We start from the raw sequence: 15,711 nt of genomic DNA on the forward strand, positions 1-15,711 counted from the left end.
CGGAGGAGGCGGAGGGGCACGTCCGCAGGGGGTCGGGTCCCTGTCGACGCCCGCCCGCCCGCCCGCTCCGAGCGGCAGCGGGATCACCGGCAGGGCGACCCCCACATGCCGCTCCCGGCGTCGCGCGCCTCCTGTTCCCGCTCCTGGAACCCGGACCGGTAACGCCCCTCCCCGGCCGGCGCCCAGCCCGCCCGGATGGCGGCGTCGGTGTAGGACTGCTGGCTGTCGAGGACGAGATAGGCGGGCCAGTCGGGCGCGGCGGCGTCGGCCGGCAGCGTCGGGTCCGGGACGAGCGTGACGTCTTCCCCGGTCAGCATCAGGCGCGCGAACGCCGTGGCCGGGTCGCGGGCGCAGTCCGGGGTGGGGCCGAGGCCGATCACCCGCACGGTGATCCGGCGCCGCTGCACCTCGACCACCGCGGTGGACGGGTCGGTCACCGAGACCACCCGGCCGTAGAGGGTGGGCGGGCCGGTGACCCCCGCCAGTGCGGCGGGTGCATCGGGGAACGGCACGTCGGCCGGTGAGGCCGGCTGCGCGGCCGGCTCCGGCGGGAGCAGACGGGCGTAGACGACGGTGTTGTTCAGGTAGCTGCGGGCGTCGGAGTCGAAGGGCCCGCCGCAGGTGATCAGCCGGAGACCGGCGAAGTCGGTGGCGCCGTAGACCTCCTCGGTGGGGAACGCGTCCTTCGGGTACTCGCGCACGGACTCCACGGCGAACCGGGCACGGACGCCGTCGGCGCGCGTGACCTCGACGACGTCGGCCGGTTTCAGCTTCCCGAGCTCGTAGAACACGGCCGGGCCCCGGAAGGAGTCGACGTGCCCGAGAAGGACCGCGGGTCCGGTCTGCCCGGGGGTGGGGGCACCGGTGTACCAGCCGGCGCGGGCGAAGTCGGTGGGGACCTGCACGGTGCTGTCGGGGTTGAGCCCGAGCGGGTCGAGGCCGGTCTTCACCCCGATCGACGGGATGTCCAGCGAGACCGGCGGTGAGGCGGGCAGCGAGACGGGGACGGCGGTGTCGGCGCCCGTCCCGACCGGCTCGGCCACGGGTGCGGGCGGGCCCTCGACCGCGGCCGTCGCGGCCGCGCCGTCGTCCGGGGACGACCCGATGCCCAGCCCCACGACGAGGGTGACGATCCCGGCCACGGCCAGGACGGCGACGGGCACCCACCTGCGAGGTGAGCGCCCGCCGCCGCGTCCCTGTCCGAGTGTCATTCCCCGGTGCTGCGGGGCCCGGCCGCGTCCACGCCGCCCGTGGTGCGGTTGCGCACGGCCATCGCCGCGGCGACGCCCGCCCCGCCGAGCAGGACACCGCCCGCACCGGTGAGCAGCCCACCGGCGTCGGTGCCGCCCGCGGTGCCACCGGCGCCGGTCTCGGCGCCACCGGACGGTGCGACCGCGCCGCTGCCGCTCGACTTCAGCGCGCCGTTGACGCCGTCCGGGAAGAACCCGCCCGACGTCGCGGCGGTCGGGGTCAGGTAGACGATGTTGAGGACCTGGCCCGGCGTGCGGCCGAAGACGAGGCTGTTGTCGTCGGTGGGGACGATGTTGGAGTCGCCCCCGACGGTCACCCCCTCGTCGAGGTCGTCGGAGCCGTCGAGGGAGTCGCGGGCGTCGGAGATCTTGTTCGCCGAGTCGGCCAGTCCCTTGGCCAGGATCGTCGTCCGGATGTTCGCCGCGTGGTAGGACTCCACGGCGAGGATCCCGGCGGCGGCCGCGAGGTAGGTCTTGTTCGAGATCAACGGTGCCGCGCCCTTGTAGGCGGTGACGCCGACGTCCTCGAAGATGAACGCGCCCAGCAGGAAGTTCTCGTCGTTGGCGAACGGGTCGAACGTCTCGCCCTGCGCGATCAGCCCGGCCGCGGCGGCCGCGGCGTTGAAGCTGGCCTGCAGGTCGATCGTCGGACGGGCCACCGCGGCGTCACCCAGCGCGGTGCGCAGGAAACGGACGTGGTTCTTCTCGTCGTCGGTGATCTCGGTGGCGTACTGGCGGATGGCGTCGTCCTGGAACGGCACCTTCTTGCCGCCGGTCACCGAGCCGGGACGGCCGGTCCCGCCGATCAGGTCGTCGGGCAGGCCCTCCCCGGTCAGGGCCCGGGAGTAGAACTCCGCCTCCAGGTACTCCAGGTTCAGCGCGAAGTTGAGGACGGCGGCGTCGCTGATCGGGCCGGAGTCGTCGTCCTGGGCCGAGGCGGTGCCCGCCCCGAGCACGCTCGCGCCGGCGACCCCGAGTCCGGTCAGGCCGGCCGCTCGTAGGAACCGGCGCCGGTCCAGGGGGTTCTCCGCACTCCGGCTGATCGCCGCGGTGATGAACTTCCGGTCGAACATGATCGATCTCCCTCGCCCTGCGCGTTGTCGATGAATGTCATCCACGCAGTCCGGAGATGATCCGCATCACGCCGTGATGCACCGGTTCGTTCGGACGGATTCGCGATCCGGATCAGTGTCATCGGTGATTGTGATTTGTATCACGTCACCGTGCGGAGAATGGATACATATGTGTTCCGCCGACGTCGGGTGCCGGGTCCGCATCGTCGGTCCGACGAGGTGTGAACCGATGCCGGGCGGGTACCGAACGCCGGATGCGTCATGCCGCCACTCACGCCCGCTCGCGCGCCGGCGACGTCTGGACCTGCACATATCCGTCGTCCACGGATCGTCGTCGTGGCGTGTGAAAGGTGGGAAACCGTATGGGCGCAATGAGTCCCGTGCATTGGTTGATCGTCGTCGGTGTACTCGTGCTTCTGTTCGGCGCGAAGAGGCTGCCGGAGGCGGCGCGGTCCATCGGCCGCTCCGCCCGGGTACTGAAAGGGGAGATGCGGGCCGTCGACGACGACAATGCGCCCGCTCCGGTCCGCGACCTCCCGGTGACTGCGCCGGAGCGGACTCCTCCCGTCGCCGGGGGTCCCGACCGGCACGAGTGAACGGCGGACCTCAGCCCGCCGGGCACCGGACGTCGGTACCCGGGTCGAGCCCCTGCCGGTGTGCGATCCAGGGCAGGGAGTCGGCGAATGCCTGGGAGAACACGTCGAACGTGTGTCCGCCACCGGGGATCACCACCTCGCAGGTCTCGATCCCGGCGCTGCGGGACAGCGGCACCAGCTTCTGGACGGCCGCGAGCGGCTGGGCGTCGGCCGAGCCGACCTCGAACCAGCCACCGGTCCGCGGGTAGCGGCGGGTCGTGAGCAGGTCGGCCGGCTCGTGCGCGGCGAACTCCTGCGCGGACCCGCCGAACAGCCCGGAGACGGTGGACGCGGTGTCGTCGTTCGTCTCGCCGAGGCGCGGCCCGGTCAGTCCGGAGTAGTCGCCGAACGTGGAGAACAGGCCGGGGTGACGCAGCGCGAGCATCGCCGCGCAGGAGCCGCCCTCGGACAGCCCGGCCACGGCCCAGCCCGGCCCGGGCCGCTCCGTGCGGAACGTGCTGCGGACGAACTCGAGGAGATCGACCGTCAGGTAGGTCTCGACGCGCCCGGCCGGGCCGTCGACGCACTCGGTGTCGGCGTCGAGGGTCCCGTTGATGTCGGGCATGACCAGGATCGGGGCCCGCCCGCCGTGCGCCGCGGCGTACGCGTCGGCGGTCTCATCGGCCATCCCGCCGTCCGTCCAGTCCTGCGGGGACCCCGGCGTGCCGTGCAGCAGGACGATCACCGGCAACGGCGGGCGCGGTCGGGCGAACCACGCGGGTGGCACCCAGACCAGCGCCTGCCGGGCGGCGAACCCGGTCCTCCCGGCCGGGATCGTCACCGGTGCGAACACTCCCTGGTCCGGCCGGTCGGTGCGCCGCAGCAGCCGGGCCAGCGCGACCTCGTCGGCGGGCTCGGCGCCGACGACGGCGCCCAGGGTGCGGAAGTAGTCGTAGTAGGCGTTCGTCGCGGCCGCGGCGTTGACCACGAGCAGCGGGACGGTGGCCAGCACTACGACGAACCGGCCACGCCCGCGCCGCAGTACGAGGACTCCCGCCAGGAACAGCAGGCTCGCCACGGCCAGCATCACCAGGAACGTGGGCGTCGTGACGGGTGTGTTCACGACGCGGTCCCGGCGGGCACGTCTTGCGGCACGGGAGCACGGTAGCGCCGGAGACGCAGCGGACGTCCTCGCACCCGTTGCCGTGCCCTCGCACGGGAGATGTCGCGTGCGAAGGCACCGGATCGGGTGCGACGGGGAACGGTCACCGTCCCCGGTCGTCGGGCCCGGGCCCGACGGGGGTCGCGGCCGGGCGGGCCGAGGAACGCGCCAGGGAGACCGTCGCGACGACCATCGCCACGACCGTCACGCCGATCAGCACCCACTCCGGGCCGTCGGCGCGGATCGTCTCGCCGAGCACCAGCAGCCCGATCACGGCCGCGACCAGCGGCTCGCCGACGGTCACCGCGGGCAGCGACGCGGACAGGTCACCGGCGGAGTAGGACCACTGCTGAGCCGCGGTACCCCCGGCGACGGCGACGACCAGCACCCAGGTCTCCGCGCTGGTCAGCAGGGTGAGGGGCCCGTCGCCGATCAGGTTCACGACGCCCTTGACCAGGGCCGCGGCCACGCCGAACGCCACTCCCGCGGCCACCCCGAGCGACAGGGCCCGCGCCGTGCCCCGGCGCAGCAGGGCCACCGCGACGCACCCGGCGACGACCGCGGCCAGCACCGTGCCGGTCGGCAGCCAGTCCCGGGCCGGCGCCCGGTCGACGCCCCCGCCCGGCTCGCCGACCACCACGAACACGGCCAGCGACGCGACCAGCACCGGCGCCCGGACCCACTCGAGGCGCGTCACCCGGCGTCCGGCCCAGCGGGCCCCGAGCGGCAGCGCGAACAGCAGGGTGGTCACCAGCAACGGCTGTACCAGCAGCAACGACCCGACGCCCAGCGCCGCGGCCTGGACCGCGAACCCGGCCGAGTCGCCGAACGTGCCGACCCACCACAGCGGGGAGCGGGCAAGCCGGCGCACCAGGGGCTCGCCGGTGTCGGCGGCGGCGACGTGGTGCTGGGCCACCGAGGCGGCGGCGAACAGGACCGCGGCCACCAGGGCGAGCGCGACGGCGAGCAGTGTCACGAGGCCTCCTTCCCGCCGAGTATCCCCTGCGCGACACGACCGTCGTCGCGAGCCGCCGGGGCTGCCGTGATCTCGCCGCGGCACCGCTCCGCCTCCGGATGCGGGAGGCGCCCGTGGAGCGGATCAACGACGCAGCGCGTCCGCCACGGCATCGGCCAGGACGGTCCTGCCCTGCGGCCCGGGATGCACCCCGTCCGGACCGAGCAGACCGGGGCGGGACCCGACCAGGGCCGACCAGTCGACGAAGACGACGTCCGGTGCGCCGGTCTCGGCGGCCCCGCGCAGGACCGCGTTGTTCGGGTCCTCCCAGCGCCGATCCACCTCGACGCCGACCAGCACCAGACGCCGCGGTCCGCCGGGAGCCGTCGCGGTGAGGCGGACGACCTCGTCGACGTCGTCCTGCTCGACGGTGCCGTTGGCCCCGAGATCGACGACCACCGGTCCGTCGTGGTCGCGGACCCAGTCCTCGACGATCGGCGGTGCGGCGGCGAACTGGCGTCCGACCTTGCCGTCGACGGTGGTGCGGGGCCCGAGCGCGGCGCGCAGGGCCTCGGCACTCCCGATGGCGATCGAGTCGCCGACGACCAGGGCCGGTGTCGCAGCGGGGGTCGCCGTGGGGGTCGCCGTGGGGGTCGCCGAGGTGCTCGCGGCGGGGGTGGGGGCGGGCGACGGGGTGGGAGGCTGCACCGGGGCCGGCGACGGGGGGAGCGGTGCACCGGCGACCGGCGTGGTGCACGCAACGGCCACCGAGGCGACGGCGAACGCGCCCGCGAGGGCGGCCCCGACCCGGCCCGCCGGGCCCATCCGGAGCCGGGCGCCGACCACGCGGAGCCCACCACGCCGGATCGGGGCTTCCAGGAATCGGTAGGAGACCTCGGTGACCACGACTGTGGTGGACAGGGCGAGGACGTCGCGCACGGCCGTGCTCGAGGGAAGATCGCGGAACAGCACGATGACCGGCCAGTGGTAGAGGTACAGGCCGTACGAGCGCTTCCCGACCGCGACGAGGGGGCGTGCTCCGAGCAGCCGTGAGACAGGGCCCGGGGACCGGCCGACCGCGGCGATGACGACGACCGTCAGGACCCCCGTCCTCAGGAGGCCGCCGTGGCGGTAGAGGTCGCCGTCGAACTCGGAGACCACGACCACGTCGACGAGCAGCGCGGTCAACGCGAGCAGGCCCGCGCCGTTCAGCGCGATCCGCCACGCCGGACGACGGGGACGGAGCCACGTGTCCGGACGCCACGCGAGGGCCAGGGCGGCCCCGGCGAGGAACCCCGAACACCGGGCGTCGGTGGCGTAGTAGGCGAGCCCACCGCCGTCCGGGTCGTACTGCGCCGCGAGAGAGACCGCGGACGCGATCGCGAGCGCGGCGGTCAGACCGACCCTCGTCCACCGATGGCAGAACGCGATCACGCCGACGTAGAGCAGCGGCCAGACGAGGTAGAGCTGTCCCTCGATCGACAACGACCAGAGGTGCAGGAACGGGGACGGAGCGGAGAACGACTCGGAGTAGGGGATGCCGGCGAGGACGAGATGCCAGTTCTGCAGATAGGACAACGACGCGAGTGCGTCGCCGCGGAGGTCGGCGACCGACTCCGGGTCCACGATGCGTTGAACGGCGACGGTGGCGATCACACAGGCGACGAGAGCCGGCAACAATCGCCGTGCCCGCGCCCGGACGAATGCCCCGCCGTCGACGCGACCGTAGCGGCGCAGCTCTGCGACCAGCAGATGGGTGATCAGGAATCCGCTGAGGGTGAAGAAGATCTCGACGCCGAGGAAACCGCCTCCGGCCCATCCGAGATCGGCGTGATAGGCGAGGACGGCCAGGACCGCGACGGCCCGGAGACCGTCGAGACCCGGAATGTTCGGAACCCCGACCCCATCGGTCCGACGCGCCCGATAGCGCACGGGAAAGGGTCGGGCGAGCTGGGCCGTCATACCCGCACCTGCTTTCTCCTCCGGCGGATGCGGGACGTTCTCACGCAGGTAACGCAAACTCCGGCACAGACGGCGGATATCGCCCGTCGGGGCGACGGGAATCACCCGTCGGAGGGCCTTCTCCTACCGTGGTCGTAGAGCCGATCTCCGACCGTGCTCCGACGCGCGGGGGTCCTCGCGACGGCATCGTCGAGGCCATGACGATCACTGCGTGCATCACCCGTCGCCCCGGGAGGGGGTCATCGGTCGTGTCCGCCGGTTCCGGTGGATCATCTCCGGCTGTGGAGGTTCCCGGCGGCCACGAGGCCGAGCCCGCGACGGCCGGGGACCGGCGATGAGCGCCCCGGCCGGGACCCGCCGCCCGTCGGTGGTGGAGCGGTTCGTGGACGCCTGCCGCCGGCACCCGGTGACCGTCGACGCCGTCCTCGCGGTGGTGGTCGCGCTGATCGGGGTCGCGCTGGCCCGCAGCGCCTACAGCCCGCGCGCGCAGTGGGACTCGAGCACTGTCGTCGCGATCCTGGCGGCCGCTCCGATCGTGTGGCGGCGCCGCTACCCGTTGCCCGCCGCGATCGTCGCCGCCGTCGTCGGGGTGGTCGCGCTCCCGATCACGGGGGTCCGGGGTCTGGAGCTGCCCGCCCTGATCATGGGCTACTCGGTGGTGGCCTACGGGCCGCGGTGGGCCGGCCCGGCGACCCTCGGGGTGATGATGGTCGGGAGCCTGCTGCCCGCGGTCCGCAACGGACTGCCCGACGACCTCCTGGTCCTGGTGTTCCTCCTCGTCGTCGCCGCGCTGTTCGGGACCAGCACGTGGCTGGCCGGCTCACTGCGCCGGGCCCAGCTCACGTCGGTCGAGCGGCTGCGGGAGAGGGCACGGCTGCTCGAGGAGGGCAGGCGACAGGAGGTGCGCCTCGAGCTGCTCGCCGAACGGTCGCGGATCTCCCGGGAGGTGCACGACGTCGTCGCGCACTCGCTGTCCGGGATCATCGCCCAGGCCGACGGCGGCCAGTACGCCGCGACCCGGGACCCGCAGCGCGCGGTCGAGGTCCTGGCCGGCATCGCCACCACCGGCCGCGAGGCCCTCGGCGACGTCCGCGGGCTGCTGAGCATGCTGCGCGACACCGCGCCGGTCGACGACCCCGACGACGCCTCGCGCCCGCAGCCCGGCACCGACGACGTCCCGGCGCTGGTGGAGCAGGTGCGTGCCGGTGGTCTGTCGGTCGACCTCGAGGTCACCGGATCCCCGCGCCCGCTGACGTCCGGGGCCGGGCTGACCGCCTACCGCGTCGTGCAGGAGTCGCTGACCAACGTCATCAAGCACGCCGGCACCACCGCGGTGACCCACGTGTCCCTGCACTGGACCGACGACGAGCTGACCGTCCGGGTCCGCGACGAGGGCGCACGCGGCCCGCGTCCGACCCCGCCGGCCGGCGGGCACGGCCTGACCGGGATGCGCGAACGCGCCGCCCTGCACGGCGGGTCCGTCGAGACCGGCGCGCACCCCGACGGCGGCTTCGTCGTGCGGCTGCGCCTGCCCCTGACCCCCGGCACGTGAGGACCCGCCCGTGAGCACGAACGACCCGATCCGCCTGATGCTCGTCGACGACCAGGAGCTCGTCCGCGCGGGCTTCGCCATGGTCCTCGACTCGACCGACGACATCTCCGTCGTCGCGCAGGCCGCCGACGGCGAGGAGGCCCTCGCGGTGCTGGAGCGCACGACCGTCGACGTGGTGCTGATGGACGTGCGGATGCCGCGCCTCGACGGCATCGAGGCGACCCGGCGCGCGGTCGCCGCGCACCCCGGCCTGCGGGTCGTCGTGCTCACGACGTTCGACCTCGACGAGTCGGTGACCGCCGCCATCGCGGCCGGGGCCAGCGGGTTCCTGCTCAAGGACGTCGCGCCGCAGTCGCTGATCGAGGCGGTGCGCACGGTCTACCGGGGCGACTCCGTCGTCGACCCGGTGTCCACCCGCCGCCTGCTGCGCGCGACGGCACCGCTCCTGGCGGAGCCCGTCTCGCCGCGGGCCCCGACCCCGAACGCGGCCCTGGCCGAGCTCACTCCCCGCGAGACCGAGGTCCTCGTGCTGATGGGGAAGGGGCTGACCAACTCCGAGATCGCTTCGGACCTGTTCCTGTCCGAGGCGACGGTGAAGACCCACATCGGGCACGTCCTGGCCAAGACCGGGTCGCGGAGTCGCGTCCAGGCCGTGGCGCTGGCGTTCCGGACCGGCCTGGTCAGCTAGGCCCGTCTAGAACTCGGTGACGCCGGCGTCGGGGGCGAGCTCGTGCGCGGTCATGAAGCGCGACTCGTCCGAGGCGAGGAACAGCACCGTGTCGGCGACGTCCTCGGGCCGGGTGATCTCGACCGGCATCATGTTCGCGAACATCCCGCCCAGGCGCGGGTCGGTGCCCATGGCCGTGCCGAGTGCGGCCTGCATGTCGTCGGTGCCCATCGGGGTGGCCATGCCGGTGGGGTGCACGCTGTTGACGCGGATGTGGTGCTTGGCCAGCTCGGCGGCGAAGGCCTTGGCCATGCCGCGGACCGCCCACTTGCTGGTCGTGTAGGGGATCATGAACGGCTGGACCTTCATCCCGGCCGCCGAGCTGATCAGGATGATCGAGCCGCCGCCGGCGTCGACGAGGTGCGGGGCGCCGGCCATGACGGTGTTCCAGACGCCGGTCACGTTGACGTCGAGGGTGTCGCGCAGGATCTCCGGCGTCACCGCGTCCCAGGCGCGCGGGATGCAGATGCCGGCGTTCGCCACGACGACGTCGAGCCGTCCCAGCTCCGCGACCGCACCGTCGACGACGCCGCGCAGGCCGTCGAGGTCGCGGACGTCGACCTGCCCGGTGACGACCCGGGCACCGTGTTTCTCGGCCAGCGCGACGGTCTCGGCGAGGTCGTCCGGGACGGCGGAGTCGTAGTCGACGCCGGGTAGCGGCCCGCAGACGTCGACCAGCACGAGGTCGGCGCCCTCGGCGGCGAAGCGCTCGGCGTCGGCGCGGCCCTGGCCTCGGGCGGCGCCGGTCACCAGCGCGACCTTCCCCGCGATGCGTCCGGTGCGGTTCGACGTCATGTCGTCTCCTTCGTGGGTGCGGTGACGGGTGCGGTGGTGGGGGCGAGCCAGAGGCCGACCAGGGCGTCGACGAGCCCGGTGGCGGCGTCCGACCAGGTCGCGCGCGGGGTGGGGGAGCCCTCGGCGAGGGCGCGCTCGCGCTCGGCGAGCATCTGGACCATGAGGTGGCGGCCCATGTCGGCGCGTTCGAGACGGACCTCGAGCGGCAGGGTGGGCAGGCAGGCGTTGAGGCCGTCGACGATGCGGCGCAGGGCCGGTGAGGTCAGGGCGTCGTCGCTCATGATCTCGCGCAGGGCGGGATCGGTCATGACCTGCGCGGAGAAGCGGGCGTGCCAGGTCGGCTCGCCCGACTCGGCGAGGTACTCCGCGCCGGGCCGCACCAGGGCGTTGATCCAGTCGCGGACGTCGGCGCTGCCCTCGACGGCGTCGACCATCTCGGTGCGCCGCTGCTCGACCTGCTCGGCGTGCCGGGCGGCGATGGCGCGCACCAGGTCGGTCTTGGTGCCGAAGTGGTAGCCGACGACGGCGGTGTTGCCCTGCCCGGCCTCCTCGGCAACGGTCCGGTTCGACACCGCGTAGACGCCGTGCTCGGCGAAGAGCCGCTCGGCGGCGTCGAGGATCCGCTCGCGGGTGACGGTGCTGCGGTCGGTGCGCGCCTTGGCCGGCATGACCACAGTCAACCCCTCACCCTCGCTTCAGTCAAACAGTTGATTTACATTGAGGAGACCCCCCACCGAGGAGCGAACGATGACCCAGGCCCCCACCGACCCCCGGCCGGTCGACTTCCGCCGTCACGGCTTCGGGCCCGCCCCGGAGATCGCGGCGGTGCGCGAGGCCGACGGCGTCATCCGCGTCCCGACGCCGTTCGGCCCGTCGGCGTGGCTGCTCACCCGGCACGCCGACGTCCGCGCGATGCTCGGTGACGCCGAGTCCTTCCGGAACGGGTGGACCCCGGCCGACCTGCCCGGCGACGCCCGCGACCCCCGCCAGATCACCGGCGACCGCAGCGGCAACCTGCTCTCCCTCGACCCGCCCGACCACACCCGCCTGCGTCGCATGCTCACCCCGGAGTTCACGGTGCGGCGGATGCGCCGGCTCGAGCCGCGGATCGTGGAGATCGTCGACGACCACCTCGACGCCCTGGAGCGCCGCGGCGGCCCGGTCGACCTGGTCTCGACCTACGCGCTGCCGATCCCGTCCCTGGTGATCTGCGAGCTGCTCGGCGTGCCGCCGGCCGACCGCGACGAGTTCCAGGAGCGCACCCGTCGCCAGCTCGACATGACGGCGTCGGCGTCGGAGAAGGCCGCGTCCGCCGCCGAGGCGCTGGCCTACATGCAGGGACTGGTCGCCGCCGCCCGCCGCGACCCCGGCGAGGACCTGATCGGCATGCTCATCCGGGAGCACGACGAGGACCTGAGCAACGACGAGCTGGTCGGCATCGCCAACCTGCTGCTGGTTGCCGGGCACGAGACGACCTCGAACATGCTCGGCCTCGGCACGCTGGCTCTGCTGCGCCACCCCGAGCAGCTCGCCCTCGTCCGCGACGACGACTCCGCGGTCGGGCCCGCGGTGGAGGAGCTGCTGCGCTGGCTGTCGATCGTCAACTCCGGCTCACCGCGCCTGGCGACCCGCGACGTCGAGCTGGGCGGGGTGACCATCCGCGAGGGCGATCTCGTCTCGTTCAACCTGCCGGCCGCGAACCGCGACCCGGAGGCGGTCGACGACCCGGAACGCCTCGACGTCACCCGCCGCGTCACCGCACACATGGGCTTCGGCCACGGGATCCACCACTGCCTGGGTGCCCCGCTGGCCCGGATGGAGATGACGATCGCCTTCCCGGCACTGCTGCGGCGCTTCCCGGGCCTGCGCCTCGCCGTGCCCGACGAGGAGGTGTCGTTCGACGTCGCGCACCCGATCCACGGGCTGGAGTCGCTGTCGGTGACCTGGTGAGGGTCAGACCGGGGCCGTGACGAGCGCGGTCCGCAGGACGTCGCGCACCGACAGCGGGGGACGGCCGAGCAGGCCCGTGAGGGTCGGGTCGGCGGGTCCGAAGTCACCGTCGCGGCTCGCGGCGAACAGGCCGACGAGCATGTCCGCGGCGGACTCCGGCAGTCCGCGGGCGAGCAGGGCGGCCCGGTACTCGGCGTCGGGGACGGTGATCCTGCGGATCGGGCGGCCGGTGAGCTCGGAGGCGATCGCGGCGACGCCGGCCATGTCGGGCGCCTCGACGGCGGTCAGCGCCGGGGTGAGGCCGTCGAGGTCGTCGCTGGTCAGCGCCACGGCCGCGGCCTCGGCGAGGTCGGCGTGCGCGGTCCAGGCCACCGGCCCGTCCTCGGGGAGGCGCAGCTCGCCCGTCTCGGCGGCGTCGCCGAGCAGCATCGGCACGGTCGAGGTGTAGAAGCCGTTGCGCAGCGACGTGAACGCGACGCCGGAGTCGCGCAGCAGCTCCTCGGTGGCGGCGTGGTCGGGCATCGGCGGGAACGGCGACGCCGGGTTCGAACCCATGTGGGCGGTGTAGACGACGCGGCCGGCACCGGCCGTCACCGCGGCCTCGATCGCGCTGCGGTGCTGGGTGACCGCGGAGGTGCCCGAGCTGTTCGAGGACACCACGAGCACCCTCGACGCCCCCTCGAACGCGTGCGGCAGCGTCGACGGCTCGGTGAAGTCGCCGCGCCGGACGCGGACGCCCCGTTCCGCGAGGTCGGCCGCCTTGTCCGGGTCGCGGACGCTGACGCCGATCCCGCCGGCGGGGACGCGTCCGAGCAGGGATCCGACGACCGCCCGTCCGAGCAGGCCCGTCGCTCCGGTGACGATGATCATGGCGTCCTCCTGGTGTTCTCGGTGCTAACACTCGGAACGTAGCACCGGAAAAGCTCGGCCGCTAACGAAGCACTGTTAGCATCGGAAACATGGGGATCGACGACGCCGGGGACGACACCCGGCACCGGATCGTCACCGCGGCCGCGCGGCTGCTGACCGACGGCGGGCCCGACGCGGTGTCGACCCGCGCGGTGGGCGCCGCGGCCGGGGTGCAGGCTCCGACGATCTACCGGCTCTTCGGCGACAAGCAGGGGCTGCTCGACGCCGTCGCCTCGCACGGCTTCACCGCGTACCTGGAGAGCAAGGCGAGCGTCGGGTCCACCGGCGACCCGGTCGAGGACCTGCGCGCCGGCTGGGACCTGCACGTCGGTCTCGGGCTGGCCGACCCGTCGCTCTACGCCCTGATGTACGTCCGGCCCCGCCCCGGCGCGACGTCCCCGGCCGCGGACGCGGCGTTCGCCGTGCTCGCCGGGCACATCCGGCGGATCGCCGAGGCGGGGCGCTTGCGCGTCCCCGAGGAGCGCGCCGCGGCGCTGGTGCACGCGGCGGGCAGCGGCACCACGCTGACGCTCATCGCCACGCCGGAGGGGGAGCGGGACCCGGCGCTGTCGCACACGGCGCGCGACGCCGTCATCGCCGCGATCACCACCGACGTCCCCGCCGTGCCCGAGCCGGGTCCGGTCGGGGCGGCCGCCGCCCTGCGCGCGCTCCTGCCGGAGGTCGAGGCGCTGACCCCGTCGGAGCGGAACCTCCTGCGGGAATGGCTGGACCGGATCGTCCACACGGGCCGGTGACGGCCGACGTTCACGTTGCCGACACCTTGTTGCCATAAACTGCTATCGAAAAACAAGTGAGCCTCATCTCTTGATAGCCTACCCTAAATTGATGAATACTCCCGCCAACGTTGCTCCGGGTGACGGAGTTACTCGACTTCGAGGGGGACTCATGGCGGGTGCAGGTCGACGGTCACGGGGCCTGGGCGCGGTCCTGGCCGCGCTACTGGCGGCGGTGGTCCTGGCCGGCTGCTCCTCCGGGGAGGACGCCTCGTCCTCCGAGGCGGGTACCCGCACGATCGCCACCGACAAGGGGCAGCTCGAGGTCCCGGCCGCCCCGCAGCGGATCGTGGTGCTCAGCGGGGGACTCGCCGGCTACCTCTACGCGCTGGACGCCCCGGTCGTCGCGACCGACACCCGCGTCCTCGGTGTCACCAACGCCGGGGGAGGATTCCCGCCCTCCTGGGCCGCGGCGGCGCAGAAGCAGGGCACCACCGAGCTGCCGAAGGGTGAGCAGCTCAGCGTCGAGGCGGTGGCCGCGGCCAAGCCGGACCTGATCATCGGCGGCGGGCAGGGGATCACGGCCGTGCAGGCCGCCCAGGCCTACGACCGCCTGGCCGCGATCGCGCCGACCGTCCTGGTGCCCCGGACCGTCACCGCCTGGCAGGACCAGCTCCGCGCCGTCGCCGACGCGGCCGGGCGCACCGACCGGGTCGAGCCCCTGCTGGGGAACTACCGGACGAAGCTCGACCAGGTGAAGGCCTCGATCGCGCCTCCCGCCGGTGAGTCGACGTTCGTCCTGTCCTACCCCGGCGACAAGATCTACGTCGTTCCGCCGACCGCCGCCCTGCCGGTGCTGGCGAAGGACGTGGGCATCGTCCCGGACCCCGACGTCCTGACCAAGGCGAGGAACCCGCGGCTGGCCAGTACCGGTGACTCCTTCGAGCTGAGCGCGGAGCTGCTGCCCCAGGTCGTGGACGCGCCGAACGTGTTCGTGGTGAACGTGAACGGCAAGCCGGCCGCCGAGCTGGCGAAGGACCCGGTCTGGGCCCAGCTGCCGGCGTTCCGGGCCGGCAGCGTGCACGAGCTACCGGCCACGAGCTACCGGCCCGACTACGACGCCGCGCTGTCCACCCTGGACATCCTGGGCCAGGAGTTCCCGAAGACCACGGGCTGAGCCGCCCCGCCCCACCGACCCGGCCGCCGCGCGGCCGCCTCCGACACCATGTGAGGAGCCGAGCTCGATGCTGCCCGCAGAACGTCGCACGGACGCCCGACCGGTCACCGGAGCCGCCCTGGTCACCGGTGCGGCACAGGGCATCGGAGCCGCGGTCGCGGCGGCCCTGGCCGGTGCCGGGGTCCCGGTCGCGCTGCTGGACCGGACCGGCGACGTCGAGGAGACCGCACGGTCGCTGGCCGAGGGCGGCGCCGCGGCGCTGGCCCTGGTCGCCGACGTCACCGACGCCGACGCGGTGGAACGGGCCGTGGCGACGACCGAACAGGAGCTCGGCCCGCTCGGCCTGCTGGCCAACGTCGCCGGGGTGCTGCGCACCGGCGCGGTCCTCGACGTCCCGGACTCCGACCTCGCCGACTGTCTGGCCGTGAACACGACCGGTGTGTGGAACGCCGGGCGCGCGGCCGGTCGGCGGATGTACGACCGGGGCGCCGGGGCGATCGTCACGGTCGCCTCGAACGCGGCCGGGACCCCGCGGGTCGGGATGGCCGCGTACTCCGCGTCCAAGGCCGCGTCGGTGGCCCTGACCCGGTCCCTGGGCCTGGAGCTCGCCCCGCACGTGCGCTGCAACGTCGTCTGTCCCGGCTCCACCGACACCGCGATGCAACGCGGGCTGTGGGCCGACCCCACCGCCGGCCCCACCGACGACTCCGGCGCCGGGCCGGTGATCGCCGGCTCGCTGGAGCAGCACCGGCTCGGCATCCCGCTGGGCCGCATCGGCGAGGCCGACGACGTCGCGGCCGCCGTGCTGTTCCTGGCCTCCGACGCCGCACGCCAGATCACGATGCAGAGCCTGACCGTCGACGGCGGCGCCACGCTCGGCGCCTGACACA

Annotated in this window: 14 protein-coding genes and 1 pseudogene; 7 read left to right on the forward strand and 8 right to left on the reverse strand. The window is 73.8% G+C overall.

Annotated elements, in window-relative coordinates; genetic code table 11:
• Nucleotides 1-83: 83 nt before the first annotated feature.
• A complete protein-coding gene (locus EV383_RS13585; RefSeq protein WP_242623080.1) occupies nt 84-1,163 on the reverse strand; it encodes a class F sortase in 1,080 nt (359 codons plus the stop codon).
• 236 nt (nt 1,164-1,399) lie between these two features.
• Nucleotides 1,400-2,323 (reverse strand): annotated as a pseudogene (locus EV383_RS13590) (ferritin-like domain-containing protein); the annotation flags it as partial.
• 371 nt (nt 2,324-2,694) lie between these two features.
• Here EV383_RS13590 and tatA point away from each other — a divergent pair.
• Entirely contained in the window at nt 2,695-2,919 is a 225-nt protein-coding gene (tatA, locus tag EV383_RS13595) for a Sec-independent protein translocase subunit TatA (protein WP_242623463.1), read from the forward strand.
• A gap of 10 nt (nt 2,920-2,929) precedes the next feature.
• Here the strand turns inward: tatA and EV383_RS13600 are convergent, their stop codons facing one another.
• The 3 genes from EV383_RS13600 to EV383_RS13610 all read right to left on the reverse strand — a co-directional run bounded on the left by EV383_RS13600 (nt 2,930) and on the right by EV383_RS13610 (nt 6,977).
• Entirely contained in the window at nt 2,930-4,021 is a 1,092-nt protein-coding gene (locus tag EV383_RS13600) for an alpha/beta hydrolase (RefSeq protein WP_242623081.1), read from the reverse strand.
• Nucleotides 4,022-4,163: 142 nt separating this feature from the next.
• Nucleotides 4,164-5,036 carry a DMT family transporter gene (locus EV383_RS13605; RefSeq protein ID WP_130290253.1) on the reverse strand — a complete coding sequence of 291 codons (873 nt, stop codon included), beginning with the start codon at nt 5,034-5,036 and terminating at the stop codon, nt 4,164-4,166.
• A gap of 123 nt (nt 5,037-5,159) precedes the next feature.
• A complete protein-coding gene (locus EV383_RS13610; protein ID WP_130290254.1) occupies nt 5,160-6,977 on the reverse strand; it encodes an acyltransferase family protein in 1,818 nt (605 codons plus the stop codon).
• Nucleotides 6,978-7,311: 334 nt separating this feature from the next.
• Here EV383_RS13610 and EV383_RS13615 point away from each other — a divergent pair, with 334 nt between their 5' ends.
• Nucleotides 7,312-8,529, forward strand: coding sequence for a sensor histidine kinase (locus EV383_RS13615; RefSeq protein WP_130290255.1), 1,218 nt, complete (start codon nt 7,312-7,314; stop codon nt 8,527-8,529).
• Nucleotides 8,530-8,566: 37 nt separating this feature from the next.
• Entirely contained in the window at nt 8,567-9,217 is a 651-nt protein-coding gene (locus EV383_RS13620) for a response regulator transcription factor (RefSeq protein ID WP_130294379.1), read from the forward strand.
• A 6-nt stretch (nt 9,218-9,223) separates the two neighbouring features.
• Here the strand turns inward: EV383_RS13620 and EV383_RS13625 are convergent, their stop codons facing one another.
• Both EV383_RS13625 and EV383_RS13630 read right to left on the reverse strand, forming a co-directional pair.
• The gene (locus tag EV383_RS13625) at nt 9,224-10,051 is read right to left on the reverse strand and encodes a mycofactocin-coupled SDR family oxidoreductase (protein ID WP_130290256.1); all 828 of its coding nucleotides are present in this window, start codon (nt 10,049-10,051) and stop codon (nt 9,224-9,226) included.
• The gene (locus EV383_RS13630) at nt 10,048-10,719 is read right to left on the reverse strand and encodes a TetR/AcrR family transcriptional regulator (protein WP_130294381.1); all 672 of its coding nucleotides are present in this window, start codon (nt 10,717-10,719) and stop codon (nt 10,048-10,050) included. Before EV383_RS13630 ends, EV383_RS13625 begins: the two co-directional genes overlap by 4 nt.
• Nucleotides 10,720-10,798: 79 nt before the next feature.
• Here EV383_RS13630 and EV383_RS13635 point away from each other — a divergent pair, with 79 nt between their 5' ends.
• Entirely contained in the window at nt 10,799-12,001 is a 1,203-nt protein-coding gene (locus EV383_RS13635) for a cytochrome P450 (protein WP_130290257.1), read from the forward strand.
• Between the two features lie 3 nt (nt 12,002-12,004).
• Here the strand turns inward: EV383_RS13635 and EV383_RS13640 are convergent, their stop codons facing one another.
• Nucleotides 12,005-12,871, reverse strand: coding sequence for an NAD(P)H-binding protein (locus tag EV383_RS13640; protein WP_130290258.1), 867 nt, complete (start codon nt 12,869-12,871; stop codon nt 12,005-12,007).
• A gap of 89 nt (nt 12,872-12,960) precedes the next feature.
• On the opposite strand from EV383_RS13640, the gene EV383_RS13645 reads away from it, so the two are divergent.
• The 3 genes from EV383_RS13645 to EV383_RS13655 all read left to right on the forward strand — a co-directional run bounded on the left by EV383_RS13645 (nt 12,961) and on the right by EV383_RS13655 (nt 15,707).
• On the forward strand, nt 12,961-13,665 hold the full coding sequence (locus tag EV383_RS13645; protein ID WP_130290259.1) for a TetR/AcrR family transcriptional regulator: 705 nt from the start codon (nt 12,961-12,963) through the stop codon (nt 13,663-13,665).
• A gap of 151 nt (nt 13,666-13,816) precedes the next feature.
• Nucleotides 13,817-14,821, forward strand: coding sequence for an ABC transporter substrate-binding protein (locus EV383_RS13650; RefSeq protein WP_130290260.1), 1,005 nt, complete (start codon nt 13,817-13,819; stop codon nt 14,819-14,821).
• A gap of 67 nt (nt 14,822-14,888) precedes the next feature.
• On the forward strand, nt 14,889-15,707 hold the full coding sequence (locus EV383_RS13655; protein WP_130290261.1) for an SDR family oxidoreductase: 819 nt from the start codon (nt 14,889-14,891) through the stop codon (nt 15,705-15,707).
• The last annotated feature ends 4 nt before the right edge of the window (nt 15,708-15,711 follow it).

Source organism: Pseudonocardia sediminis (genome assembly GCF_004217185.1).
GTDB classification, from domain to species: domain Bacteria; phylum Actinomycetota; class Actinomycetes; order Mycobacteriales; family Pseudonocardiaceae; genus Pseudonocardia; species Pseudonocardia sediminis.